Origin of the sequence: Tabrizicola thermarum (assembly GCF_003574395.1) — a bacterium.
GTDB lineage: Bacteria > Pseudomonadota > Alphaproteobacteria > Rhodobacterales > Rhodobacteraceae > Tabrizicola > Tabrizicola thermarum.
This window is the reverse complement of sequence record NZ_KZ984533.1, coordinates 1-22,014: the sequence shown is the minus strand read 5'-3', so window position 1 is coordinate 22,014 and position 22,014 is coordinate 1. Positions and strand designations below refer to the sequence as shown.

The 22,014-nt window shown below is 66.3% G+C and carries 20 protein-coding genes and 1 pseudogene; 8 read left to right on the top strand and 13 right to left on the bottom strand.

The features are described 5' to 3' along the window. Positions 1-122: 122 nt before the first annotated feature. A complete protein-coding gene (locus tag D5084_RS00105) occupies positions 123-2,267 on the bottom strand; it encodes a malate synthase G (RefSeq protein WP_128513488.1) in 2,145 nt (714 codons plus the stop codon). Positions 2,268-2,467: 200 nt separating this feature from the next. Between D5084_RS00105 and D5084_RS00100 the strand changes: the two genes are divergently transcribed. Together D5084_RS00100 and D5084_RS18585 are read left to right on the top strand one after the other, a co-directional pair. Then, entirely contained in the window at positions 2,468-2,809 is a 342-nt protein-coding gene (locus tag D5084_RS00100) for an ArsR/SmtB family transcription factor (protein ID WP_128513487.1), read from the top strand. Beyond that, positions 2,806-3,205 (top strand): annotated as a pseudogene (locus D5084_RS18585) (SRPBCC domain-containing protein); the annotation flags it as partial. The gene D5084_RS00100 and the pseudogene D5084_RS18585, both read left to right, overlap by 4 nt. A gap of 262 nt (positions 3,206-3,467) precedes the next feature. On the opposite strand, the gene D5084_RS00090 reads toward D5084_RS18585, so the two are convergent. Beyond that, positions 3,468-4,970, bottom strand: a complete 1,503-nt coding sequence (locus D5084_RS00090; RefSeq protein WP_128513485.1) for an FAD-binding domain-containing protein — start codon at positions 4,968-4,970, stop codon at positions 3,468-3,470. A 113-nt stretch (positions 4,971-5,083) separates the two neighbouring features. On the opposite strand from D5084_RS00090, the gene pepN reads away from it, so the two are divergent. Continuing rightward, entirely contained in the window at positions 5,084-7,648 is a 2,565-nt protein-coding gene (gene pepN / locus D5084_RS00085) for an aminopeptidase N (RefSeq protein WP_128513484.1), read from the top strand. A gap of 199 nt (positions 7,649-7,847) precedes the next feature. Here pepN and D5084_RS00080 read toward each other — a convergent pair whose 3' ends face one another. Continuing rightward, a complete protein-coding gene (locus D5084_RS00080; protein ID WP_238382460.1) occupies positions 7,848-8,360 on the bottom strand; it encodes a transglycosylase SLT domain-containing protein in 513 nt (170 codons plus the stop codon). Between the two features lie 177 nt (positions 8,361-8,537). Between D5084_RS00080 and D5084_RS00075 the strand changes: the two genes are divergently transcribed. The 3 genes from D5084_RS00075 to D5084_RS00065 all read left to right on the top strand — a co-directional run bounded on the left by D5084_RS00075 (position 8,538) and on the right by D5084_RS00065 (position 11,878). Then, positions 8,538-9,746 (top strand): hypothetical protein, encoded by a 1,209-nt coding sequence (locus tag D5084_RS00075; protein ID WP_128513482.1) that lies wholly within the window; start codon positions 8,538-8,540, stop codon positions 9,744-9,746. Positions 9,747-9,826: 80 nt separating this feature from the next. Then, entirely contained in the window at positions 9,827-11,338 is a 1,512-nt protein-coding gene (gene gatB, locus D5084_RS00070) for an Asp-tRNA(Asn)/Glu-tRNA(Gln) amidotransferase subunit GatB (RefSeq protein ID WP_128513481.1), read from the top strand. 162 nt (positions 11,339-11,500) lie between these two features. Then, positions 11,501-11,878: a DUF4177 domain-containing protein gene (locus D5084_RS00065; protein ID WP_128513480.1), complete on the top strand. Its 378-nt coding sequence runs from the start codon at positions 11,501-11,503 to the stop codon at positions 11,876-11,878. On the opposite strand, the gene D5084_RS00060 is transcribed toward D5084_RS00065, so the two are convergent. From D5084_RS00060 to D5084_RS00035, 6 genes are all read right to left on the bottom strand, one after another. Continuing rightward, on the bottom strand, positions 11,879-12,979 hold the full coding sequence (locus tag D5084_RS00060) for a pyridoxal phosphate-dependent aminotransferase (protein ID WP_128513479.1): 1,101 nt from the start codon (positions 12,977-12,979) through the stop codon (positions 11,879-11,881). A 40-nt stretch (positions 12,980-13,019) separates the two neighbouring features. Next, positions 13,020-13,349, bottom strand: a complete 330-nt coding sequence (locus tag D5084_RS00055; RefSeq protein ID WP_128513478.1) for a DnaJ family domain-containing protein — start codon at positions 13,347-13,349, stop codon at positions 13,020-13,022. A gap of 50 nt (positions 13,350-13,399) precedes the next feature. Then, complete coding sequence (locus D5084_RS00050; RefSeq protein WP_128513477.1) at positions 13,400-13,810, bottom strand: hypothetical protein; 411 nt, start codon at positions 13,808-13,810, stop codon at positions 13,400-13,402. A gap of 69 nt (positions 13,811-13,879) precedes the next feature. Next, positions 13,880-17,092 (bottom strand): valine--tRNA ligase, encoded by a 3,213-nt coding sequence (locus D5084_RS00045; RefSeq protein ID WP_128513476.1) that lies wholly within the window; start codon positions 17,090-17,092, stop codon positions 13,880-13,882. Positions 17,093-17,150: 58 nt separating this feature from the next. Further along, entirely contained in the window at positions 17,151-17,372 is a 222-nt protein-coding gene (locus tag D5084_RS00040) for a hypothetical protein (RefSeq protein WP_128513475.1), read from the bottom strand. Continuing rightward, the gene (locus D5084_RS00035; RefSeq protein ID WP_128513474.1) at positions 17,357-17,650 is read right to left on the bottom strand and encodes a hypothetical protein; all 294 of its coding nucleotides are present in this window, start codon (positions 17,648-17,650) and stop codon (positions 17,357-17,359) included. The genes D5084_RS00040 and D5084_RS00035 overlap by 16 nt, the downstream gene beginning before the upstream one ends. Positions 17,651-17,750: 100 nt before the next feature. Here D5084_RS00035 and D5084_RS00030 point away from each other — a divergent pair, with 100 nt between their 5' ends. Next, on the top strand, positions 17,751-18,362 hold the full coding sequence (locus tag D5084_RS00030) for a TetR/AcrR family transcriptional regulator (protein ID WP_128513473.1): 612 nt from the start codon (positions 17,751-17,753) through the stop codon (positions 18,360-18,362). Between the two features lie 39 nt (positions 18,363-18,401). Here D5084_RS00030 and D5084_RS00025 read toward each other — a convergent pair whose 3' ends face one another. Further along, on the bottom strand, positions 18,402-18,857 hold the full coding sequence (locus D5084_RS00025) for an Lrp/AsnC family transcriptional regulator (RefSeq protein WP_128513472.1): 456 nt from the start codon (positions 18,855-18,857) through the stop codon (positions 18,402-18,404). Between the two features lie 140 nt (positions 18,858-18,997). Here D5084_RS00025 and hppD point away from each other — a divergent pair, with 140 nt between their 5' ends. Beyond that, positions 18,998-20,092 (top strand): 4-hydroxyphenylpyruvate dioxygenase, encoded by a 1,095-nt coding sequence (gene hppD, locus D5084_RS00020; protein ID WP_128513471.1) that lies wholly within the window; start codon positions 18,998-19,000, stop codon positions 20,090-20,092. A gap of 82 nt (positions 20,093-20,174) precedes the next feature. Here the strand turns inward: hppD and D5084_RS00015 are convergent, their stop codons facing one another. The 3 genes from D5084_RS00015 to D5084_RS00005 all read right to left on the bottom strand — a co-directional run. Beyond that, entirely contained in the window at positions 20,175-20,846 is a 672-nt protein-coding gene (locus tag D5084_RS00015) for a DUF1028 domain-containing protein (protein WP_128513470.1), read from the bottom strand. 167 nt (positions 20,847-21,013) lie between these two features. Further along, positions 21,014-21,664, bottom strand: coding sequence for a phosphate signaling complex protein PhoU (gene phoU / locus D5084_RS00010; RefSeq protein ID WP_354001206.1), 651 nt, complete (start codon positions 21,662-21,664; stop codon positions 21,014-21,016). A gap of 51 nt (positions 21,665-21,715) precedes the next feature. Continuing rightward, a partial coding sequence (locus tag D5084_RS00005; protein ID WP_128513489.1) for a phosphate ABC transporter ATP-binding protein occupies positions 21,716-22,014 on the bottom strand: 299 nt, incomplete at both ends.

Below are 22,014 nucleotides of genomic sequence, written 5' to 3'. Positions count from 1 at the left end.
CGCCGAGGAACTCGAAAAAACAACAACAACCGTTGCACTTGGAACTTGAGTTAACCCAAAGTAAACGCCCATAGCCAACCCCTTGAAATCAAACGCTCCGCAAACCGCGCCGCGCGCGGCACTCACCCCGCCTTGACCCGCAGCCGCCAGGCGTGGAGCAAGGGCTCGGTATACCCCGAAGGCTGCTCCCGCCCCTTGAAGACCAGATCGCAGGCCGCCTGGAACGCCGCCCCCTGAAAGGCCGGGGCCATCGGCCGATAGGCCGGATCCCCCGCATTCTGCCGGTCCACCACCGCGGCCATCTTCCGCAGCGCCGCCATCACCTCGGCCTCCGAGACCACCCCGTGATGCAGCCAGTTCGCGATGTGCTGGGCCGAGATCCGGCAGGTCGCCCGGTCCTCCATCAGCCCCACATCGTTCACGTCCGGCACCTTGGAACAGCCCACCCCCTGGTCGATCCAGCGGACCACATAGCCCAGGATGCCCTGCGCATTGTTCTCGACCTCGCGCATCACCTGCTCCCGGCTCCAGGCCCGGAAACTCGCCAGCGGGATGTCCAGGATCCCGTCCACATGCGCCCGCCGCCCGCCCCTGGCCAGCCGCGCCTGCACCGCCAGCACGTCGACCTTGTGGTAGTGCAGGGCATGCAGCGTCGCCGCCGTGGGCGAGGGCACCCAGGCCGTATTCGCCCCGGCGCGGGGGTGGGCGATCTTCTCGTCCAGCATCGCCGCCATCAGGTCCGGCATCGCCCACATCCCCTTGCCGATCTGCGCCCGGCCCGACAACCCGCACTCCAGCCCGATATCGACGTTCAGGTTCTCATAGGCCGTGATCCAGGATTTCCGCTTGATGAAGTCCTTCCGGCTGAACGGCCCGGCTTCCATCGAGGTGTGAATCTCGTCCCCGGTTCGGTCGAGGAACCCGGTGTTGATGAATGCCACCCGCCCCTTCGCCGCCCGGATGCACTCCTTCAGGTTCACCGAGGTCCGCCGCTCCTCGTCCATGATCCCCAGCTTCACGGTGTTGCGGGGAAGGCCCAGCACATCCTCTACCCGCGCCATCACGGCGTCCGCAAAGGCCACTTCCTCCGGCCCGTGCATCTTGGGCTTGACCACATAGACCGACCCCATCACCGAGTTCCGCATTCCCTCGGTCTTCCTCAGGTCATGCAGCGCGATGGCGACCGTCACCATCGCGTCCATCAACCCCTCGGGCACTTCCGACCCGTCGGCCATCAGGATCGCCGGGTTGGTCATCAGGTGGCCCACGTTCCGCACCCACATCAGCGCGCGGCCCTTCAGCGTGAAGGGGCTTCCCTGCGGGTCCAGATACTCCCGATCCGGGTTGAGCCGCCGCTCGACCCTCCGGCCTCCCTTCTGGAACACCTCGGACAGGTTGCCCTTCATCAGCCCCAACCAGTTGCGATAGGCGCCGACCTTGTCCTCGGCATCCACGCAGGCGACGGAATCCTCGCAGTCCATGATCGCCGTCAGCGCGCTTTCCAGCTGCACATCGGCCAGCAGCGCTTGATCGCGCGAGCCGATGAAATGCGCCCGGTCGAAGACCAGCTCGACATGCAATCCGTTGTTGCGCAGCAGCACCGCATCCGGCGCCTTCGGATTGCCCCGGTAGCCCGCGAACTTCGACGGGTCCACCAGCGGCAGGTCATCGACCAGAAGCTGCCCGTCCTTCACCACATAGCGCCGCACATCGGCGTGGCTCGTCCCGGCAATCGGAAAGGCCTCGTCCAGGAACACCCGCGACCGGGCGATCACCCGGGCCCCCCGGCCCCGTTCATAGCCGCCGGAGGGGGGCAGGGACCCCATGGCGTCCGTGCCGTAAAGGCAGTCGTAAAGGCTCCCCCACCGCGCATTCGCGGCGTTCAGGGCATAGCGGGCGTTGGTGATCGGCACCACGAGTTGCGGTCCCGGAACCCTGGCGATCTCGGGATCGACATTCGTGGTCTCGATGGTGAAGGCCGGACCTTCGGGCAGAAGATAGCCGATCTCGGCCAGGAAGGCCTTGTAGGCCGCGTGGTCATGCGGCTGGCCGCGCCGGGAGATGTGCCAGGCGTCGATCTGCGCCTGCAACGCATCCCGCCTGGCCAGCAGCGCCCGGTTCTGCGGCGCGAAGTCGGCCAGCAGCCCGGCGAAGCCCGACCAGAAGGCCCCGGCCTCGATCCCGGTGCCGGGCAGCGCCTCTTCCTCGACAAAACGCGCCAGTATCGCATCCACCTTCAGCCCCGCACGATCCAGACGTTCGGTCATTCTGTCCCTCCGCAAGCGCCGCCGCCGCTTTGTATGCCTTGGCACACAATAGGCGAGGGCGGGTGTGCGGGCAAAGGAAAGCGGGCGTGGAATTTCAACCAGCGCCGAAAATCACTTGTCGGGAAAACCGGAAGATAAAACTTTGCCGATCAGCTGACTTTCTGCTTCCGCGACTCGATATGGCCTGTATGGTTAGCGACATGGCTAAGCATGAACCTCATCTCGACCTTCTGTTCCACGCGCTCTCGGATCCGACCCGGCGCATCATGCTGAACCGGCTGGCGCGGGGCCCGGCGCCAGTGACGGAACTCGCCGGGCTGTCGGGGTTCAAGCTGCCGACCGTCCTGCGCCACCTTTCGGTGCTGGAGGAAGCGGGGCTGGTGACGACGCAAAAGGACGGCCGTGTGCGCTTCTGCGCGTTCCAGCCTGCGGCCTTGCGACCGATGACCGACTGGCTGGAGGACCAGCGCCAGCTGTGGGAGGCGCGGCTCGACCGGCTGGACGACCATGTGATGACGCTGATGAAGGAGCGCGAGACATGATCCCCGACCTCGACCCCGCCACCGATCTTTTCTTTACCCGGACGCTGGCGGTGCCTCGCGCGCTGGTCTGGGAATGCTGGACCGATCCAGGGCATATCCCGCATTTCTTCGTGCCGAAGCCGCACAGGGTGACGGCCTGCGACATCGACCTGCGGGTCGGCGGGCGGTTCAACACCACTTTCGAGGTCGAGGGCAAGGTGATGGACAACAGGGGCGTCTATCTGGAGGTGGTGCCGCAGGAAAGGCTTGTCTTTACAGACGCCTATACCGAGGGCTGGAAGCCCGCGCCCGATCCGTTCATGACCGCTCTCGTGATCCTTGGCGACGCGCCCGGGGGGCGGCACGACCTATACCGCCATTGCGCGCCACCGGACCCCCGTCACCCGCAAGGCGCATGTCGTCGGAAGTGGGATGGATCGAGCAAGATCCGGTGCAGACCGCGCCCCAGTCGCGTTTGGCCTTACCCCCTTCGCAACGCCGCACCTGACTGCGGGCGCTGCCAGCCGAAGTCTGTCGCATGGGGCCTCTGGCAAAAGCGGTCGGGCGCGGCGACGGGGCCGATGCGGACGGGTGCGAACAGGATGGCACAGCACCGGTCGCGGGGCATCGGATCATCCTTGCTGAAGGACCGTATAGTCAGAGGCGCCTGTGCCGCGGGTCAGGTATCGAAGGGCAGGGACAGTTGCGCGTGCTGGGGTCTCCTGGCGGGCCGCCGCCCCTCGCGGTTGGGCGCCCGGCTGGCATGGCGCCGGACGATCTCGCTGGCCTTGTCGGCAAAGCCGGCAGAGCGGCGGGCCGTCCAGATCAGGTCCCGCGCCTCGCGCGCGGCCGAGGCGATGTCGATGATCGGCTCGGGGTAGCGGTGGCCCAGCAGCCGCCGCGCCTCGGGCCAGAGCCAGGGCTCTTGCAGGAAGGCGTCAGGGACCCCCGCCAGTTCCGGCAGCCAGCGGCGGGTGAAGACACCCGAAGGGTCCTGATCCAGCCCCTGCTTCACCGGGTTGTAGATGCGGGGAATGTTGATCCCCGTCGTCCCGGACTGCATCTGCACCTGCGGCCAGTGGATGCCGGGCTCGTAATCCGTGAACATCCTTGCAAGGTGCTGCCCCGTCGCCCGCCAGTCGAGCCAGAGGTGATAGGAGGCGACCGAAATCACCATCGCCCGCATCCGGAAATTGAGCCAACCGGTCGCCCGCAGGTAGCGCAGGCAGGCATCCAGGAACGGCAAACCGGTCTCTCCGTTCGCCCAGGCGGCAAGCCGCGTCGCATCCGTTTCGCGCGGGCGCTGGACAGCCAGCGGGTGCAGATCGCGGACCTCGATCGAGGGCTGATCCTCCAGCTTCTGCATGAAATGGTCCCGCCAGGCGAGCCGCGACTGGAAGCTGGACAAAGACCCTCGCCATCTGCCCCCAGGCCGTTCCGCAGCCCGCGCGGCCACCGCCTGCACCACCTCGCGGATCGACAGCGTACCCACGGCGAAGTGGGGCGACAGCCGCGAACAGGCCCGTTCCGCTGTCAACGGGGACGACATCGCCACCCGATAGGGTTCCCCGCGCTGGGCAAGGAAGCTGTCCAGCAGTTCCACCCCCCGCGTCCGGCCCCCCAGCTGCCGGTGCGGGCAGGGGTCCGCCGCCAGCTTCAACGCCCGCGCCGAAGGGATCAGCCCCGGCTCGACCCCCTCGACCGCCCGCAATGCGGGGACCGGCAGGGCAGGGGCGGCCATGAACCCGTCCCGGCTGGCGGCCCAGATGTCCCGCGACGGCAACCGGCGCACCACGCCCGACTGCGGCACCTCGGTCCATTCGATCCCCGCCAGCCTTGCCCAGGCCCCCACGCGCCGGTCGCGGGCATAGGTCCAGAGGCTCCCCGTCTCCTCATGGCTGACGATTCGGGTGATCCCGTGCCGCCTGCACAATCCCGCCAGCACCTGCACCGCCTCGCCCACCCGCACCACCAAGGGCGCGCCAAGGCCCGCCAGAGCCTCCCTCAGGTCCGCCAGAGACTCTGCCACGAACTCCCACTGCCGGGCCGAGGCGTCGGGCTGCGACCAAAGCTCCGGCTCTACCACATAGACCGGCAGCACCGGCCCCAACCCCGCCGCCAGCACCAGCGCCGGGTGGTCATGGACTCGCAGATCGCGCTTCAGCCAGACGAGAACATTCATGGAACACAGATGTAGCCGTCCGCCAGGATTCGTAAAGCGGCAAAAGACTGTTACCGGCCTCCCCCTTGCGCCTTGCGCCATTCCCCGTAGCTTCAGGCCAAAGGGAGCCCCGCATGTCCAAGCAGAAGACCGTCTACCTGGCCGACTACCTGCCCTACAGCCATCTTGTCGACAGCGTGGATCTCACCTTCCGTCTGCATCCCACGGCGACGCGCGTCCTTGCACGGCTGAGGCTGCGCCCCAACCCCGACCGCAAGGACCGCGACCACCTGCGTCTCGATGGCGAGGGGTTGCGGCTCATCTCCTGCACGCTGGACGGCCAACCCATCACGCCGACCATCGACCCCCGGTCCCTGACCATCGCCGCGCACGAGCTTCCCCATGGCCCCTTCACGCTTGAGACCGAGGTCGAGATCGCGCCCGAGGGCAACACGGCGCTGGAGGGCCTTTACATGTCGAACGGCATGTACTGCACCCAGTGCGAGGCCGAGGGCTTCCGCAAGATCACCTGGTACCCTGACCGGCCCGACGTGATGAGCCGCTTCAAGGTGCGGATCGAAAGCGACATGCCGGTGCTCTTGTCGAACGGCAATCCGGCAGGGCAGGGGCCGGGCTGGGCGGAATGGGACGACCCCTGGCCGAAACCCGCCTACCTCTTCGCCCTGGTCGCCGGCGACCTGCGCGCCCATTCGGCGAAGTTCGTCACCGCCTCGGGCCGTCCGGTCGATCTGAACATCTGGGTCCGCCCCGGGGATGAGGACCGCTGCGCCTATGCGATGGACAGCCTGATCCGCGCGATGCGCTGGGACGAACAGGTCTATGGCCGGGAATACGACCTCGACGTGTTCAACATCGTCGCGGTGGACGATTTCAACATGGGCGCGATGGAGAACAAGGGGCTGAACATCTTCAACTCCCGCTATGTCTTGGCCAGCCCGGAAACCGCCACCGACGATGACTACGCCCGGATCGAGGCGATCATCGCCCACGAATATTTCCACAACTGGACCGGCAACCGCATCACCTGCCGCGACTGGTTCCAGCTTTGCCTGAAAGAGGGCCTCACCGTTTTCCGCGATCACCAGTTCTCTGGCGACATGCGCTCTGCCGCCGTCCGCCGGATCGAGGATGTGGTGACGCTGCGCAGCCGCCAGTTCCGCGAGGATGACGGGCCTCTTGCCCACCCTGTCCGCCCGGAAAGTTTTGTCGAGATCAACAACTTCTACACCGCCACGGTCTACGAGAAGGGGGCCGAGGTCATCGGGATGCTGAAATCGCTGGTCGGCGATCAGGCCTACAAGCGCGCACTCGACCTCTATTTCGACCGCCACGACGGCGATGCCGCGACCATCGAGGACTGGCTCAAGGTCTTCGAGGACGTGACCGGCCGCGACCTTTCGCAGTTCAAGCTGTGGTATACCGAGGCCGGAACGCCCCGCCTGAAGGTCACGGACGACTGGAAGGATGGCGTCTATACGCTGACCTTCACCCAGGCGAACCCCCCGACGCCCGGCCAGCCCGAAAAGCACCCCAAGGTCATCCCGATCAAGATCGGCCTGCTGAATCCCAACGGTGACGAGGTCGTGCCGACGATCATGCTCGAGATGACGCGCACGAGGCAGTCATTCCGCTTTGACGGGCTGGCGGCGAAACCCGTCCCCTCGATCCTGCGCGGCTTTTCCGCCCCCGTGGTGCTGGAGCGCAAGGCCCCGGCCGAGGAACGTGCCTTCCTTCTGGCCCATGATACCGACCCGTTCAACAAATGGGAGGCGGGCCGGGCGCTGGCCAAGGAAGTGCTGGCGGACATGGTGCTGAAGGCGGCCCCGGTCAGCGCGAACTGGATGGACGCGGTGGCGGCAGTCACATTCGACGAAACCCTCGACCCGGCGTTCCGGGCGCTTTGCCTGCGTCTGCCGGGCGAAGACGACATTGCCCAGACCATCCACGGCATGGGACGCATCCCTGACCCGGCGAAGATTCACGCCGCGCGCCGAGAGATGGCCGGGGCGCTTGCCATCCGGCTGGGCGACGGATTGTCGCGTCTTTACAAGGATCTGGACGATAACGCTCCGTTTTCGCCTTCATCGGCCCAGGCCGGACGTCGGGCGCTGAAGATTGCCGCACTTGGCCTTCTGTCGCGCCGGGACCGCGGCAAGCTGGCCAGTTCGGCCTTTGCCCGCGCCCGCAGCATGACCGAGGAAATCGGCGCCCTTGCTGCCCTTCTCGACGTGCAGCAGGGCCAGGGCGAGCTGGTCACTTTCGCCGCCCGCTGGGGCCGCGATGCCAATGTGATGGACAAGTGGTATGCGCTGCAAGTGGCCTATGCCGATCCGGCTGAAGCCCATTCGGTCGCGGAGCGTCTGATCTCGACGCCCGGGTTCGACTGGAAGAACCCCAACCGCTTTCGCGCGGTCATCGGCGCATTGGCGGCCAACCACGCCGGGTTCCATCACCGCTCGGGCGGCGGCTACCGCACGGTTGCGGACTGGCTTTTGAAACTCGATCCGCTGAACCCGCAGACCGCAGCGCGCGTGTCGACCGCCTTCGAGACCTGGCCGCGCTACGATGCGGCCCGCCGCAAGCGCGCCAGGGCCGAGCTGGAGCGGATGCTGGCGACCCCCGGCCTCAGCGGCGATCTGCAAGAGATGGTGGAACGAATGCTTGCCGCGGGGAACTGATCGCGCAGTATCGCTGCCGCACAGATGCCCTGCATTTGACAGGATCAGAGACGCGCGAGGGAACCCCAGGCCGCATATCGCTCTGAACCGTTGCCATGCCGGGACCCTTTGGTCGTCGCCTCGTTCCCGGATCATCCGCGGCCGTGACGCCGCCGGGACGCTGGACGCCGCTGCCCGGCTTTCCCGGATCGGCCAGGTCTCAGGCCTTGCAATAGGGCTGCGCGCTGGTCCAGGCCGACATGGCCGACCGCTTCTCGCTGGACCGCAAGGGCGCCCAGTCCCGACCGATGCCGCGATCGCCAGCCCCGGCGACCATCCCGTCCTTGGCGACCTGGGTCGACATGATCTGGACCGCGCATTCCAGGTTGGATTCGCCGTCCTTCAGCGCCATGGCCGAGGTTGCCTCGCAGCCGTAATTCTGCGCCGAGCGCGGCGAGATCTGCATCAGCCCGATCCACCGCCCGCCGCCACCCGCAGCGCTTTCGTTCCAGGAGCTTTCGTATCTTGCCACCGCCGACAACAGGCCCGCCCAGAAGGCGCGACGCTCATCGACGGTCGCCTCGACATAGCCCGGACACCAGGTTTCGATGTCCGCCGGAATCCTTTCCGACAGTTCCTGATCCTTCGTGGACAGCGCAACCAGGGTTGATTCGGTCCACTCTGCGCCTTCGGGGTGGTGGTCCCATTGCATCGGCGGCGCGACAAACGACATCTTGTCGTCCGGCTTCGAGTTCACGCACGCCACCAGAGAAGTCGCCGCAAACATTCCGATAATCGACCGCCTCAGCATAACCCTGTCACCCGAAGATCACTGCATTTCCCTTTTTTCGCCCTGATCCGGCGGCACGCTGGCCCCAAGGCAGGCGGACCCTGCCCGGAGAGCGAGTCGATGCTGGTTACACCGTCCCTCATGCATGTGAAAACCCGGTCGGGTCGCAGTCAGCAAGAAGGCGCCATCGCCCTTCGTGCCGATGCCGCCCTGTCGGCCATCATGCCGGACGGTCTGGCGGCCGATCAGGTCCTTGCGCGTCTGGATGCCCCGGTCCTTCGACTGGGGGCCGAAAGGACCGAATGGCAATGCATCCGCGACGATCATGCCGCGATGGCGGCGGCCGGGGAATGGGCCGATCTGCTGGAGGCGCTCCGCTACACGGATCAGGAACGGGTGATGGCGTCGGGTGGCCACCGCGTCGCCCCGCTCATCAGCGAGGGCATGCGGGCGGCCCTGTCGGGTGCCATCGGCCGCAAGGACTGGGCCGCCGCCCAGGCCGAGCTTGCCGCCCTGGAAGGCCTGCATGACCGCAACCCCGAGGATTATTGCGCCGCACAGGTCGTCGCGCAGGGCCACATCGACCTGGCCCTCGCGCAGGGCAAGTCCGCGACGCCGGGGCAGATCTCGCGCGATCTCCTTGCAGAAGGTGCCAGCCATTTCGAACGCGCCGAGGCTCTGCTGACCCGGTTCGATCCGATCGAAGAGATGTCGCCCCTGCTTGCCGCCACGCGCTATGCGCTGCTTCCCGGGATCGAGGACGCCGCCTCGGTCTGCCGGGAATGGTATGAGGACTGGGTCGATCTTGACCCCGAGGACGCCTTCGCCCACGCCGCCCATGCCCGGAACATGCTGCCCGGCTGGCTGGGCTCGCTCACTGGCTTCGAACGCGAAGCGCGCCGCGCCGTGCGCATGACCGAAGGCGTTACCGGCAAGGCCGCCTATGCGGTCTTCCACATCACCGGGGTCGAGGCGCTGGGCGATCTCTCGCCGACCATCGACCTGGAATATTTCTGCGAGGCACTGGCCGATTACCAGACGGCGACCGGCTGTCAGCACCGCGCCAACATCGCGGCAAACCTGCTGGCTGGCATCGCGATGGAGTATCGTCGCGATCCCGCGGCTTCGGCCTACCAGCTGACGAAGGTGCGTGCGGCCCTGTCCGACGTGCTGTGGAACCGGCTGCGCGAAGTGCAGATGGACTGCTGGACCCGCGGCTCGGAAGGGCTCGCCTTCGCCATGGCCGAGGTCTTCGGTCCGGCACTGAAGCGCGGCGCCCGGATCGTGCGCCGCGGCGACGGGCTGGGCACGCTGGTCCGTCGCACCTGACGCATCCCGGCGGCCTCCGCCCCCTTGCCCTGTCGCGCCTGGCGGCCTAAACCCGGCCTCAAGTCCATTCGGAGGCCCCCATGCTTGACCTGACCTACACCGCGCCCAAGCCGAAGGTGATCGCCGGGGCCAGGCACGACTGGGAACTGGTGATCGGCATGGAAATCCACGCCCAGGTGTCGTCGAACGCCAAGCTCTTCTCGGGCGCCTCGACCGCCTTCGGGGCGGAACCCAATTCCAACGTCTCCTTCGTCGATGCGGCGATGCCGGGGATGCTGCCGGTCATCAACGAATTCTGCGTCGAACAGGCCGTCCGCACCGGGCTGGGGCTGAAAGCGCGGATCAACCTTGTCTCGGCCTTCGACCGCAAGAACTATTTCTACCCCGACCTGCCGCAGGGCTATCAGATCAGCCAGCTCTATCACCCAATCGTGGGCGAGGGAGAGGTGATCGTCGAGATGGGCCCGGGTGTGGCCCGCCGGGTGCGGATCGAGCGGATCCATCTGGAACAGGACGCCGGGAAATCCATTCACGACATGGACCCGAATCTCAGCTTCGTCGATTTCAACCGCACCGGGGTCGCCCTGATGGAGATCGTCTCGCGCCCCGATATTCGCGGGCCGGAAGAGGCTGCGGCCTATGTGACGAAGCTGCGCCAGATCCTGCGCTACCTTGGCACCTGCGACGGCAACATGCAGAACGGCAACCTGCGGGCGGACGTGAACGTCAGCGTCTGCCGCCCCGGCGCCTACGAGAAGTATCAGGAAACGCAGGACTTTTCACATCTGAGCACGCGCTGCGAGATCAAGAACATGAACTCGATGCGCTTCATCCAGGCGGCCATCGAATACGAGGCGCGGCGCCAGATCGCCATTCTGGAGGATGGTGGCCAGGTCGTGCAGGAAACCCGCCTCTACGACCCCGACCGGAACGAGACGCGGTCCATGCGCTCGAAGGAAGAGGCGCATGACTACCGCTATTTCCCCGACCCCGACCTTCTGCCGCTGGAGATCGAACAGGCCTGGGTGGACGACATCCGTGCCCGGATGCCGGAACTGCCGGATGCCAAGAAGGCCCGCTTCATGGCCGACTACGGCCTGACCGATTATGACGCCAACGTGCTGACCGCCGAACTCGACAGCGCCCGCTATTTCGACGAGGTCGCCAAGGGCCGCGACGGCAAGATGGCCGCGAACTGGGTCATCAACGAGTTGTTCGGGCGGCTGAAGAAGGAAGGCCACGACATCAGCGAAAGCCCGGTTTCTGCCGCGCAGCTGGGCGGGATCATCGACCTGATCGCGGCTGGCACGATCAGCGGCAAGATGGCCAAGGACCTGTTCGAGATCGTCTACACCGAAGGCGGCGATCCGGCCGAAGTCGCCAAGGCGCGCGGGATGCAGCAGGTGACCGACACCGGCGCCATCGAGAAGGCCGTTGACGAAATCATCGCGGCCAATCCCGAACAGGTTGCGAAAGCCAAGGCAAATCCGAAACTTGCGGGCTGGTTCACCGGCCAGGTCATCAAGGCTTCGGGCGGCAAGGCGAACCCCGCGACGGTGAATGCGTTGGTGGCGAAGAAACTCGGGCTGTAAGCCGGGGACCGGGACCTTGCGAAAAGTCCCGCAGACTCCTTCGACCGACCCTGGCCCGCCCTGTTGCCCAAGTGGCGCGCTTCTGCCGGAAAGAGTCGCCCGGATTTGCGGGACCGTGGAAAATCTCGTATGACTGCCGGGGCACCAACCCGGAGCAACCCGATGCAACGCTTTGAATACAAAGTCATTCCGGCCCCGAAACGGGGCGAGAAGGCCCGCGGGTTGAAGACGACCGAGGATCGGTTCGCCTATGCATTGACGCAGTTGATGAACCAGTTGGGTGCAGAAGGCTGGGACTATGTCCGCGCCGACGCGCTGCCCTGCGAAGAACGGGTCGGTCTGACCGGCACGAGGACCACGTTCCAGAATGTGCTGGTGTTCCGTCGCATCATCGAAAGTGCCAGGCCGGAAGGTCAGGCCGCGCGGCTTCTGTTGCAGGATCCCGCACCTGCGGCACCGCGCCTTGGTCCGGCCGAGGCTCCGGCACCCGGCAATGCTCCGGCGCTCGGCCCGGCAAAGCCGGGTCTCGCTGCCGAATAGTCAGCCCGCCGCCCGCAGCGCCAGGGGCAGCGTTTCCTCCAGGATGTCCAGCGTCGCATCGTCGCCAAGGCTGATCCTGATGCAGCGGTCCAATGGCGCAACCCCCGGCATCCGGATGAAGACCGCCAGCGCGCCAAGCTCCGCCAGCACCTTCCGCGCATGGTCGCCGTCCCGCCCACAATCGATCGTCACGAAGTTCGTGGCCGAGGGCAGGGGCCGCAAGCCATTTGCCGTCGCAATCCCCGCCAGCCGCGCCCGGGCTGCCACCGTCCGCGCCTGCACTTCCCGCAGCCAGCCCTGATCCGCCAGAGCCGCCAGCGCTCCGGCCTGGGACAGGCGCCCCATCCCGAAATGGTCGCGCACCTTGTCGAAGGCCAGCGTCAAATCGGGGTTGGTGATCGCATAGCCCACCCTTGCCCCCGCCAGCCCGTAGCCTTTGGAAAACGTCCGCATCCGGATCACCTGCGGATGGTCTGCCGGGATCGCCGGGACGGTGCCGGGCGGAGCAAGATCGGCATAGGCCTCGTCCAGGATCAGCAACGTGTGATCCGGCAGGTTCGCCACCATCTCCTCGACCACCGCCGCCGGATGGTGGCTGCCCATCGGGTTGTCCGGGTTGGCGAAATAGATCAGCTTCGCGCCCGTCGTCCTTGCCGCAGCCAGCAAGGCGTCCGGGTCCTCGTGGTCTCCCTTGTAGGGCACCCGCGTCAGCACTCCGCCATATCCCGCCACATGGAAGTTGAAGGTCGGATAGGCGCCAAGCGAGGTCACGACCGGCGTCCCCGGTTCCAGCACCAGACGGCAGACAAGCCCCAGCAAACCGTCGATCCCCGGCCCCACCGCGATATGCGCCGGCGTCACCCCATGATGTGCCGCAAGCGCCTGTTTCAGATCGTGATTTTCCGGGTCGCCATACATCCAGGCGCCGTCTGCGGCCTCCTGCATCGCTGCCACGGCGCGCGGGGACGGCCCGAACAGGCTTTCGTTCGCCCCAAGCCTTGCCCGGAACGCCACCCCCGTCCGCCGCTCCAGAGCCTCCGGCCCGGTGAAGGGCACGGTCGAGGGCAGGGCGGCGGCATGCGGGGTCAGAAAGCGGCTCATGGCCGCGAAGCTGGCACGGGGCCGAACCCCACGCAACCCCTCAGCGCAGGAACTTCCGGCGGCTCTCCTCGGCAATCGCCTGCAGCATTTCCAGCCGCGCCAGCTCTGCCATCGCAGCCTTCCGTTCGCCCTCGTCGGTCAGCCCCGCCAGCATCTTGCGCTGCGCGATGACCTGTTTCTTCAGAGCAATCTCTTCGGGCAGGACGCCGGCCTCTGCCATGATGCGGAATCCCACGGCATCGCCCGGAGAAACGAAGGCATCGCCCGGACGGTCGGGCAGGGGCTTGCCTTCCCCCGCCAGACCCTGCAATTCGCCCTTGAGGCGGGCCTTCCGGATCTGGCGTTCGGCCAGACGGGACAGCCAGGACATTCGCCACCTCCTCGGCAAGAGTGGGGACCGAAGCCCGCCGGGTGCAAGGCTCAGTCCGGTGTGTCGTAGTTCACCGTCAGCGCGTAATCCGCCAGTACCGGCGCGCGCCCAAGTCTTGCCAGATCCTCGGTCGAGGGCGCAAGCGCGACCAGCCCGAAGGTCCGTCCCGCCGCAGTCGCAAGGTCCCGCGCATCCTCGCACTGGTTGCACAGCACGATCTCCTGCTTCGACCTGGGGGTCGATACCGTCAGATGCACCCGGATCATCCCCGCCCAGACACAGTCCACCCCGGCGGGGCAGCGCTGGTCCTCGACCTCGGTCAGCAGAAGCGTGATGTCCGTGTCGGGCACCGCAGCAGGCTCGCCACCGATCAGCACGATCTGAGGATAGATCTTCGGCGTCAGCGCACAAGAGGCGGTGGCAAGGCCGACGAAAGCAAGGGTCGCAAAGGCAAGGCGCATCGGGGGGTCCTTTCCGGGGTTCGCCTCAGTCTGACGCATCGGCCCCGGAAAGGCTTGGGTCGGTTTTCCCTACCCCAGATCGGCCAGCCGTCGCAAAGCCTCCTGCATCTTCGCGGCTTCCTCCTGCCGCGCTTCAAGGTTCGACTGCGCCTCCATCACCACGTCCTCGGGCGCGGATTTGACGAAGTTCGGGTTGTCGAGCCGCCCCTTGAGGCCGCCGATTTCCTTCATCAGCTTGTCCAGAGCCTTCTGAAGCCGGGATTTCTCCTCGGCGATGTCGATCAGGCCCTCCAGCGGGATCGCGAAGGCCGCGCCTTCCGCCGCCACCGCGATGCTGCCCTTCGGGGCCGCGCCCTCCGTCACCTGGTCGATCCGGGCCAGCCGCTTGATAAGGACTTCATTCCGCTGAAACGCCGCCCGCGCCTCGTCGGTCAGGCTGGTCGCCACCAGATCGGCCTTGAGGCCGACCGGCACATGGACCTGCGCGCGCGCCGACCGGATGTCGTCGATCAGGCTGGTGACGAAGGTCATCTCCGCCTCCGCCGCCTTGTCGATCAGGCCCGCCGACAGCTCTGGCCAGTCCGTATGCACCAGCAGCTTCTCGCGCTTGCCGGTCGTGCCCCACAGCTCTTCGGTGATGAAGGGCATGAAGGGGTGCAGCAGGATCATCGACTGGTCCAGCACCCAGGCCATCGTCGCCCGCGTCTCTGCCGCATCCGGCCCGTCGAACAGGGGCTTGGCGAATTCGACATACCAGTCGCAGACCTTGCCCCAGACGAACTTGTAAAGCGCATCCGCGGCCTGATCGAACCGGAACGCCGCCAGCGCCTCGTTCACCTCGGCCAGCGTCTTCGCCGTCTCGCCGATGATCCACTTGTTCGCCGTGGCCCTGGGGCTGGGCGCAGGGCCGGTCGCATGCCCTTCCCAGACCCCGTTCATCTCGGCAAAGCGGCAGGCGTTCCACAGCTTGGTGCCGAAGTTCCGATACCCCGCGATGCGCTGGGTATCCAGCTTCAGCACGCCGCCGAGGCTAGCCATCGCCGCATTGGCAAAGCGCAGCGCGTCGGCACCGTATTCGTCGATGATCTCCAGCGGGTCGATGACGTTGCCGAGCGACTTCGACATCTTCTTGCCCTTGGCGTCGCGGACAAGGCCGTGCAGATAGACGGTGCGGAAGGGCACGTCGTTCACCACGGCCAGCTGCATCATCGTCATCCGGGCGACCCAGAAGAACAGGATGTCCTGCCCGGTCACCAGGACCGAGGTGGGGAAGTATCTCTTCAGCTCCGGCGTGGGCTCCGGCCAGCCGAGCGTGCCGATCGGCCAGAGGCCGGAGGAGAACCAGGTGTCGAGGACGTCGGGGTCGCGCCAGATGGGAAACTTGGGCGAACCTGAAAGGATCGAATCTCGAACTATTTGCGCCGCTTCTGCGGGTGATCCAACTTCGACCACCTCTAAAGAGGGATGATCGAACTCAGTAGATAGTGACTTCGCATAGGCAAGGATCTGATCGTCATCCGGCGCGAATGCGGGGCGACAGAAGAACTCAAAATCTGATCTTCCCGAGTATGCCGTGTTGTCTTGGATGATGGTCAGTGAGCCGTGCTCTCTAACGTGTTTGACGTCGTCAATCAGTCCGTCAATCACGCGCTGCTGGAAGCCATACCACACCGGAATCTGATGCCCCCACCAAAGCTGGCGGCTGATGCACCAGGGCTCGATGTTCTCCAGCCAGTGGTAATAGGTCTTCTCGCCCGAGGGCGGGATGATCTTCGTCCGGCCGGTCCGCACCGCCTCCAGCGCCGGTTCCACGATCTTCGCGGTATCGACGAACCATTGGTCGGTCAGCATCGGCTCGATCACGACCTTTGACCGGTCGCCGAAGGGCTGCATGATCGGCTTCGCCTCGACATAGGGGATCATCTCGACCCCGTCCCGGGCTTGACCCGGGACCTCGTCCGACGCCGCAGCGCCCGTTTCCGCCAGAGGCCCCGGGTCAAGCCCGGGGCGGGGTTTCGCGGGCGGGGCGGGCACCATCACCGCCAGCCCCTCAGCCGTGATCGCCTCGACCACGCGCTTGCGGGCCTCGTAGCGATCCAGCCCGCGCAGATCGTCCGGCACCAGGTTCAGCGCGTCGATCTCGGCCTCGGACAGGGTGAACGGCTGCTCCGCGATCCCCGGCGTCGCATAGCCCTTGGCCGCCAGCCAGGCCCGCGACATCCGCTGCGCGATTTCCGCCGCCTCGGCGTAAGGCGCACCGTCGCTGCGCATCCGGGCGCGGGTGTCCATCAGCCGGTAGCAGGGGATGCCCGCGCGCTTGGCCACCGCATAGTCGTTGAAGTCATGCGCGCCGGTGATCTTCACCGCGCCCGAGCCGAAGGTGGGGTCCGGGTATTCGTCGGTGATGATCGGGATCAGGCGGCGATGTTCCTTCGGCCCCACCGGAATTTCGCAGAGTTTGCCGACGATTGGCGCATAACGTTCATCCGATGGATGAACCGCCACCGCCCCGTCGCCCAGCATGGTTTCTGGCCGGGTCGTGGCGATGCTGATGTAGTCCCGCACCTCGCGGAAGGTGACGTTTCCGTCCGCGTCCTTCTCGACATATTCGTAGGTTTCGCCCCCCGCGAGCGGATACTTGAAGTGCCACATGTGGCCGGGGACTTCGATGTTCTCCACCTCGAGGTCGGAAATCGCCGTCTCGAAATGCGGGTCCCAGTTCACCAGCCGCTTGCCGCGGTAGATCAGGCCCTTGTTGTAGAGATCGACAAAGACCTTGATGACCGCGTCATGGAAGTTGCCCTCCTCGCCGGCAGGGGCGCCCGGAGCGCCCGACATGGTGAAGGCCTCGCGGTCCCAGTCGCAGGAGGCTCCCAGCCGCTGCAACTGCCCGATGATGGTGCCGCGCGACTTCTGCTTCTGCTGCCAGACGCGGGCGATGAACTTCTCGCGTCCCATCTCCCGGCGCGAGGGCTCGCCGTTCGCGGCCATCTCGCGTTCCGTCACCATCTGGGTCGCGATCCCGGCATGGTCGGTGCCGGGCTGCCAGAGCGTGTCGTCTCCCTGCATCCGGTGCCAGCGCACCAGAATGTCCTGCAGCGTGTTGTTGAACGCGTGCCCCATGTGCAACGAGCCGGTGACGTTCGGCGGCGGGATCATCACCGAAAACGCCGGGCGGCCGGGCTTGGCATTCGCGCCCGCCCGGAAGGCCTTGGCGTCAAGCCAGAGCTTCGAGATGCGGGCCTCGGCCTCGGCGGCGTTGAAGGTCTTTTCCATCGGCATGTGGCAATCCCCTTGCGTCCGCGCGGGTATTAGCGTGACCCGCACGGAAGGGGAAGCGTCAGAAGGGTGGCAAACCCATCAGAGCGCGGGCAAAACACCACAAGACCAGGCCCGAGAACCCCGCCGCCGTGGCCCGGACTGCCCCCCGGCTTCCCGTCAGCCCCGCCAGCGGCACCAGATGCATCGCATGGGTCGCCAGGAAATGCGCAAGGCGCAGGTCGCCGACCTCCAGCGACCAGCCCATCAGCGGCACCCGCGCGCCGGTCACTGGCGTGCCCACCAGATGCCCGGTCCCCGCTGGACATGGTGCCCGCAATGGGAACTGTCAGGACAAAGGTCAGCACAAGACCCAGGGCAACCGACAGCAGCACCGTGTCCGCCCGGCGCCTCCCACCAGAAGGCAAGCACCAGGCCGGCATAGGCCAGCGACAGAAGCAGCGGGATCGCCGCGGCAGAGATTGCCTGCGCCGCCCGGTGCGCCAGCGGCGCGGCCAGAAGCGCCTGCCAGCCCAGAAGGGCAAGCGGATTGGCAAGCTGAAACAGGGCATCAGGGGTCATCATGGCCTCGGCATCTTTACAGTGTCAGGATTACTGTGCCACATGCCATGCCGTCAAGAAAAATCTTTACGCTGGAAAGATGGGGCGTTAGGTCTTTGGCATGACGGAAAAACCCTATCATCACGGCGATCTGCGGGCGGCTCTTCTGGCGGCGGCCGAGGCCGAGCTTGCCGAAAAGGGCGTCGAAGGGTTCTCGCTCCGCTCTGTCGCCAAGCGCGCCGGGGTCAGCCATGCCGCCCCCGCGCATCACTTCGGCGATACCCAAGGTCTCCTGACCGCGCTGGCCGTCGAGGGCTTCATCCGGTTCCAGGACACGCTCGACGCCCGCGAACAGAGCGCGACGGACGACCGGGACCGCGCGGTCCGCGCGGGACTGGGCTACCTGGAATTTGCGCTGGCGAGGCCGGCTCTGTTCCGGCTGATCTTCTCCTCGGCGCGACCCGATTATACCGCGCCCGAACTGACGGCGGCAGCCAGCCGGGCCTACGACCATCTGGTCGGGCTTATCCGGGCGCTCGGCGGCGACGAGACCGATGTCATCGCCCTCTGGGCCACCAGCCACGGGATCGCCGATCTTTCGGCAGGGAACAAGCTGCGGACGCTGCAAGGCAAATCCCTTGCCGAACGCGAGGCGATGATCCGCAGCGTCCTGTTGCGCTGCCTTCCGGCGGCGGCACCGGAATTCGCAAGAATTCCGGACCGGAGCCTTTGAAGGCTCCGGACCGATTTCCGCAAGGAAATCGGCACGGGATCAGACCGGCAGCCCGGCATCGGCCTTGGGCTGGGCCATCACGATCTGGCTTTGCACGCGCGCCACGGCGGGGTTCGGCAACAACCGTTCGTGGATCAGCGCATTCAGCGCGGGCAGGTCGGCACACCAGACCCGCAACAGGTAATCCGCCTCGCCCGTCAGCGTCCAGCAGGCCACGACCTCGGGCAGGGTGGCGATCAGCCGCAGGAACTCCCGCGCGGCCTCGGGCGAATGCGCGGCCATCTGCACCTGGACGAAGGCCTGCACCGTCAGCCCCAGCCGGGCCGGGGAAAGCCGGGCGACATAGCCGGTAATCAGACCCTCTGCCTCCAGCCGCGCGCGGCGGCGGGCGGCCTGGCTTGCGGACAGCCGCAAAAGCTCACCCAGCTCTTGCGCGGTGATCTGGGCATTGGCCTGCACCGCCGCCAGCAGGCGCGAATCGATCTCGTCCATCATGCGCGAAACTCGCACTGAATCTGTTTCGGGCTTCATGAACGCGCATCCTGCGCTGAAAACAAGCCAAAGATTGCGCGCCACCCGCGAAGCCGCCGTGTCATTCTCTGATCATTCCCTTCCGCCACCGACAGGAGCCGCCCATGGGACCCTTTCCGCATTCCGCCCCGCGTGCCGTGATCTCGGCGGAGAATCCGGCCGGGACTGACGGGTTCGAGTTCGTCGAATTCGCCCATCCGGACCCCGACGAGCTGCGCGCGACCTTCGCCCGGATGGGTTACACGCTGACCGCGCGACACAAGACCAGGGCAATCGAGCTTTGGCAGCAGGGCGACATCACCTACATCCTGAACGACGAGCCCGGTAGCCACGCCCGCCGCTTTGTCGAGGAACACGGCCCCTGCGCCCCCTCAATGGGCTGGCGCGTGGTCGATGCCGCCCATGCCTTCGCCCATGCCGTGAAGAACGGCGCGCAACCCTTCGACGGGCCGGGAAAGGCGCTTGACCTGCCCGCCATCGTCGGGATCGGCGGCTCTCTGATCTACTTCACCGACCGCTATGGCGATGCGACCCCCTATGACGCGGACTTCGACTGGATCGCCCCGGCCAAGCCCAGAGGCGTGGGCTTCCACTATCTCGACCACCTCACCCACAACGTCCATCGCGGCAACATGGACAAGTGGTTCGATTTCTACGGTCGCCTGTTCAACTTCCGCCAGATCCGGTTCTTCGACATCGAGGGCAAGTTCTCGGGCCTGCATTCCCGCGCGCTGACCAGCCCCTGCGGTCGCATCCGCATTCCGGTGAACGAGGACCGCGGCGAGACGGGTCAGATCGTCGAATATCTCAAGCGTTACAACGGCGAGGGCATCCAGCACATCGCCGTCGGCACCGATGATCTCTACGCCGCGACCGATGCGATTGCCGAGGCCGGGGTGAAGTTCATGCCCAAGCCGCCGATGGCCTATTACGAACTGTCGAAGACCCGCGTCGCGGGCCACACGGAACCCCTGGACCGCATGGCCAGGCACGGTATCCTGATCGACGGCGAGGGTGTCGTTGACGGCGGCGAGACGAAGATCCTGTTGCAGATCTTCTCCAGGACCATGGTCGGGCCGATCTTCTTCGAATTCATCCAGCGCAAGGGCGATGACGGTTTCGGCGAAGGCAACTTCCGCGCGCTGTTCGAATCCATCGAACAGGACCAGATCGACCGGGGCGTGCTGAAGGCGTCGTAAGGGTTAAGAAAACCTGAACGGCCACAGGCAAGGTATTGAAATCATTTGACAGGCCGGACGCGCCGCGCGCGGCGCGACTGGCTCACTCATCCCCCGGCACGCCGTAGGATGGCGCCTGGGTCGGGTCCTCCGCCCGCTGCACATAGGCCGCCATTTGCGGAGCGTAGACCTCCCAGGCCTGCCGCAGCATGCCAATGGGATCGTCGGCCCAGTCGATCCGCAGATCGACCAGAGGCCAGCTCAGCCGGTCGGCCACCTTCAGCCCGGCCGAATGCACCGGCCCGGCCTCGCCGCCGGCCTGCAACCCTGCCTCCAGCGCCTGCATCAGGCGCTCTCCCAGATGCCCCGTGGCCCGGCCGAAGGCCTCGACCATCGCCATCGGCACCAGTTCGTCCGCCAGAAGGTTCCCCCCCGCCGCGCAGTCCCCTGCCCGCGCCTCGCCCCAGAGACCCAGCACCTGCCGCCCGGAATGGATCGCCGTGGCCCCGGCCCGGTCGATCACCAGAAGCTGCCGATAGTCGATATGCGGCCTCCCCGTCACCACATGCGCCAGCGCGCCGGCTGCGCCAAGTCCAAGCTCCAGCTGGTCAAGGATCAGCGGTCCAAGGGCGGGGTCGGTGATGTTCTGCGAGGCGACGGCCCCCACTCCCGCCCGGACATGAGCGCAGCGCGCGGCGACGGCGGGCGAGGAGGACGAGATGGCCATGCCGAACTGTCCGGTCCGGGCGCAGCGGGCGATGATCGAGAAGGTCATGCTTCGGGTCCTTGAAGAACGAGGCCCGAGGACCTCTGCAAGGGCAGAAGCCCCAGGGCACGCACCGGGCGGCGGTCGTCCCGAGAGGAAAGGCCAAGGCGCGGGCGGTGGCAAGAGGAATGCCCGGATTTCGGACCCGTCCTGCCGTCACCGACCGCGCGGCGGGGTCAGCTTTCGACCTCAAGTCCCGCCTTGGGGCGGGGTTCGCGGGGCATGGTCCCGGTGGCCAGATACAGCGCCTGTTCGGCGATGGTCGTGGCATGGTCCCCGGCGCGTTCGATGTTCTTTGCGATGAAATGCAGATGCATCGACGGGCCGATGTTGGCCGGGCTTTCCATCATGTAGGTGAAAAGCGATCGGAACAGCGTGTTGTACATCTGGTCGATGTCGAGATCGCGCCGACGGACAGCCGTCGCAAGGGCTGCGTCCTTCTGCACCAACGCCCGGGTGGCTTCGTCCAGAAGCTGCACCACCAGCGTGCACATCCGGCGGATCGTCCCGGCATGGCCTTCCAGCGGAGCCGAGTGCGGGAGGGCGCGGGTCCGCTTGGCGACGTTCTTCGCATAGTCGCCGACACGCTCCAGGCTATGTGCGGCACGCATCACGCCCAGGACGCGCCGCAGGTCGCTTGCGGTGGGCGCGCGGCGGGCGATCAGGCTTGCGGCCTCCATCTGGATGAATTCCTCAAGCTCGTCGATGGCGGCGTCAGATGCGATGACCCGCTCGGCTGCCTGCGAATCCAGCGATTCCAGCGCCTTGGCCGCATCCATCAGCGCCTGTTCCGCCAGGCCGGACAGTTTGAGGAAATGCGCCTGCAAGGCTTCGAGATCGCGGTCGAAGGCAGAAAGGATATGCTGGTCGGTCTCGGNGGGTTGGTGAAGATCTCCGGCGTGTCGCCGTATTCCACCAGATTGCCCAGATGGAAGAACGCCGTCTTCTGGCTGACCCGCGCCGCCTGCTGCATCGAGTGCGTCACGATCACCACGGAAAACTGGCTGCGCAATTCGTCGATCAGTTCCTCGACCTGCGCCGTGGCGATCGGGTCCAGCGCCGAGCAGGGCTCGTCCATCAGCAGCACCTCGGGGCTGGTCGCCACCGCCCGCGCGATGCACAGCCGCTGCTGCTGGCCGCCCGACAGCCCGGTGCCGGGGGCATCCAGCCGGTCCTT

Excerpts from the sequence above, each read along its gene's own strand:
- D5084_RS00105 (WP_128513488.1), bottom strand. The coding sequence starts at position 2,267 with ATGACCGAACGTCTGGATCGTGCGGGGCTGAAGGTGGATGCGATACTG.
- D5084_RS00100 (WP_128513487.1), top strand. The coding sequence starts at position 2,468 with ATGGCTAAGCATGAACCTCATCTCGACCTTCTGTTCCACGCGCTCTCG.
- D5084_RS00090 (WP_128513485.1), bottom strand. The coding sequence starts at position 4,970 with ATGAATGTTCTCGTCTGGCTGAAGCGCGATCTGCGAGTCCATGACCAC.
- pepN (WP_128513484.1), top strand. The coding sequence starts at position 5,084 with ATGTCCAAGCAGAAGACCGTCTACCTGGCCGACTACCTGCCCTACAGC.
- D5084_RS00080 (WP_238382460.1), bottom strand. The coding sequence starts at position 8,360 with ATGTCGTTTGTCGCGCCGCCGATGCAATGGGACCACCACCCCGAAGGC.
- D5084_RS00075 (WP_128513482.1), top strand. The coding sequence starts at position 8,538 with ATGCTGGTTACACCGTCCCTCATGCATGTGAAAACCCGGTCGGGTCGC.
- gatB (WP_128513481.1), top strand. The coding sequence starts at position 9,827 with ATGCTTGACCTGACCTACACCGCGCCCAAGCCGAAGGTGATCGCCGGG.
- D5084_RS00065 (WP_128513480.1), top strand. The coding sequence starts at position 11,501 with ATGCAACGCTTTGAATACAAAGTCATTCCGGCCCCGAAACGGGGCGAG.
- D5084_RS00060 (WP_128513479.1), bottom strand. The coding sequence starts at position 12,979 with ATGAGCCGCTTTCTGACCCCGCATGCCGCCGCCCTGCCCTCGACCGTG.
- D5084_RS00055 (WP_128513478.1), bottom strand. The coding sequence starts at position 13,349 with ATGTCCTGGCTGTCCCGTCTGGCCGAACGCCAGATCCGGAAGGCCCGC.
- D5084_RS00050 (WP_128513477.1), bottom strand. The coding sequence starts at position 13,810 with ATGCGCCTTGCCTTTGCGACCCTTGCTTTCGTCGGCCTTGCCACCGCC.
- D5084_RS00045 (WP_128513476.1), bottom strand. The coding sequence starts at position 17,092 with ATGCCGATGGAAAAGACCTTCAACGCCGCCGAGGCCGAGGCCCGCATC.
- D5084_RS00035 (WP_128513474.1), bottom strand. The coding sequence starts at position 17,650 with ATGACCCCTGATGCCCTGTTTCAGCTTGCCAATCCGCTTGCCCTTCTG.
- D5084_RS00030 (WP_128513473.1), top strand. The coding sequence starts at position 17,751 with ATGACGGAAAAACCCTATCATCACGGCGATCTGCGGGCGGCTCTTCTG.
- D5084_RS00025 (WP_128513472.1), bottom strand. The coding sequence starts at position 18,857 with ATGATGGACGAGATCGATTCGCGCCTGCTGGCGGCGGTGCAGGCCAAT.
- hppD (WP_128513471.1), top strand. The coding sequence starts at position 18,998 with ATGGGACCCTTTCCGCATTCCGCCCCGCGTGCCGTGATCTCGGCGGAG.
- D5084_RS00015 (WP_128513470.1), bottom strand. The coding sequence starts at position 20,846 with ATGACCTTCTCGATCATCGCCCGCTGCGCCCGGACCGGACAGTTCGGC.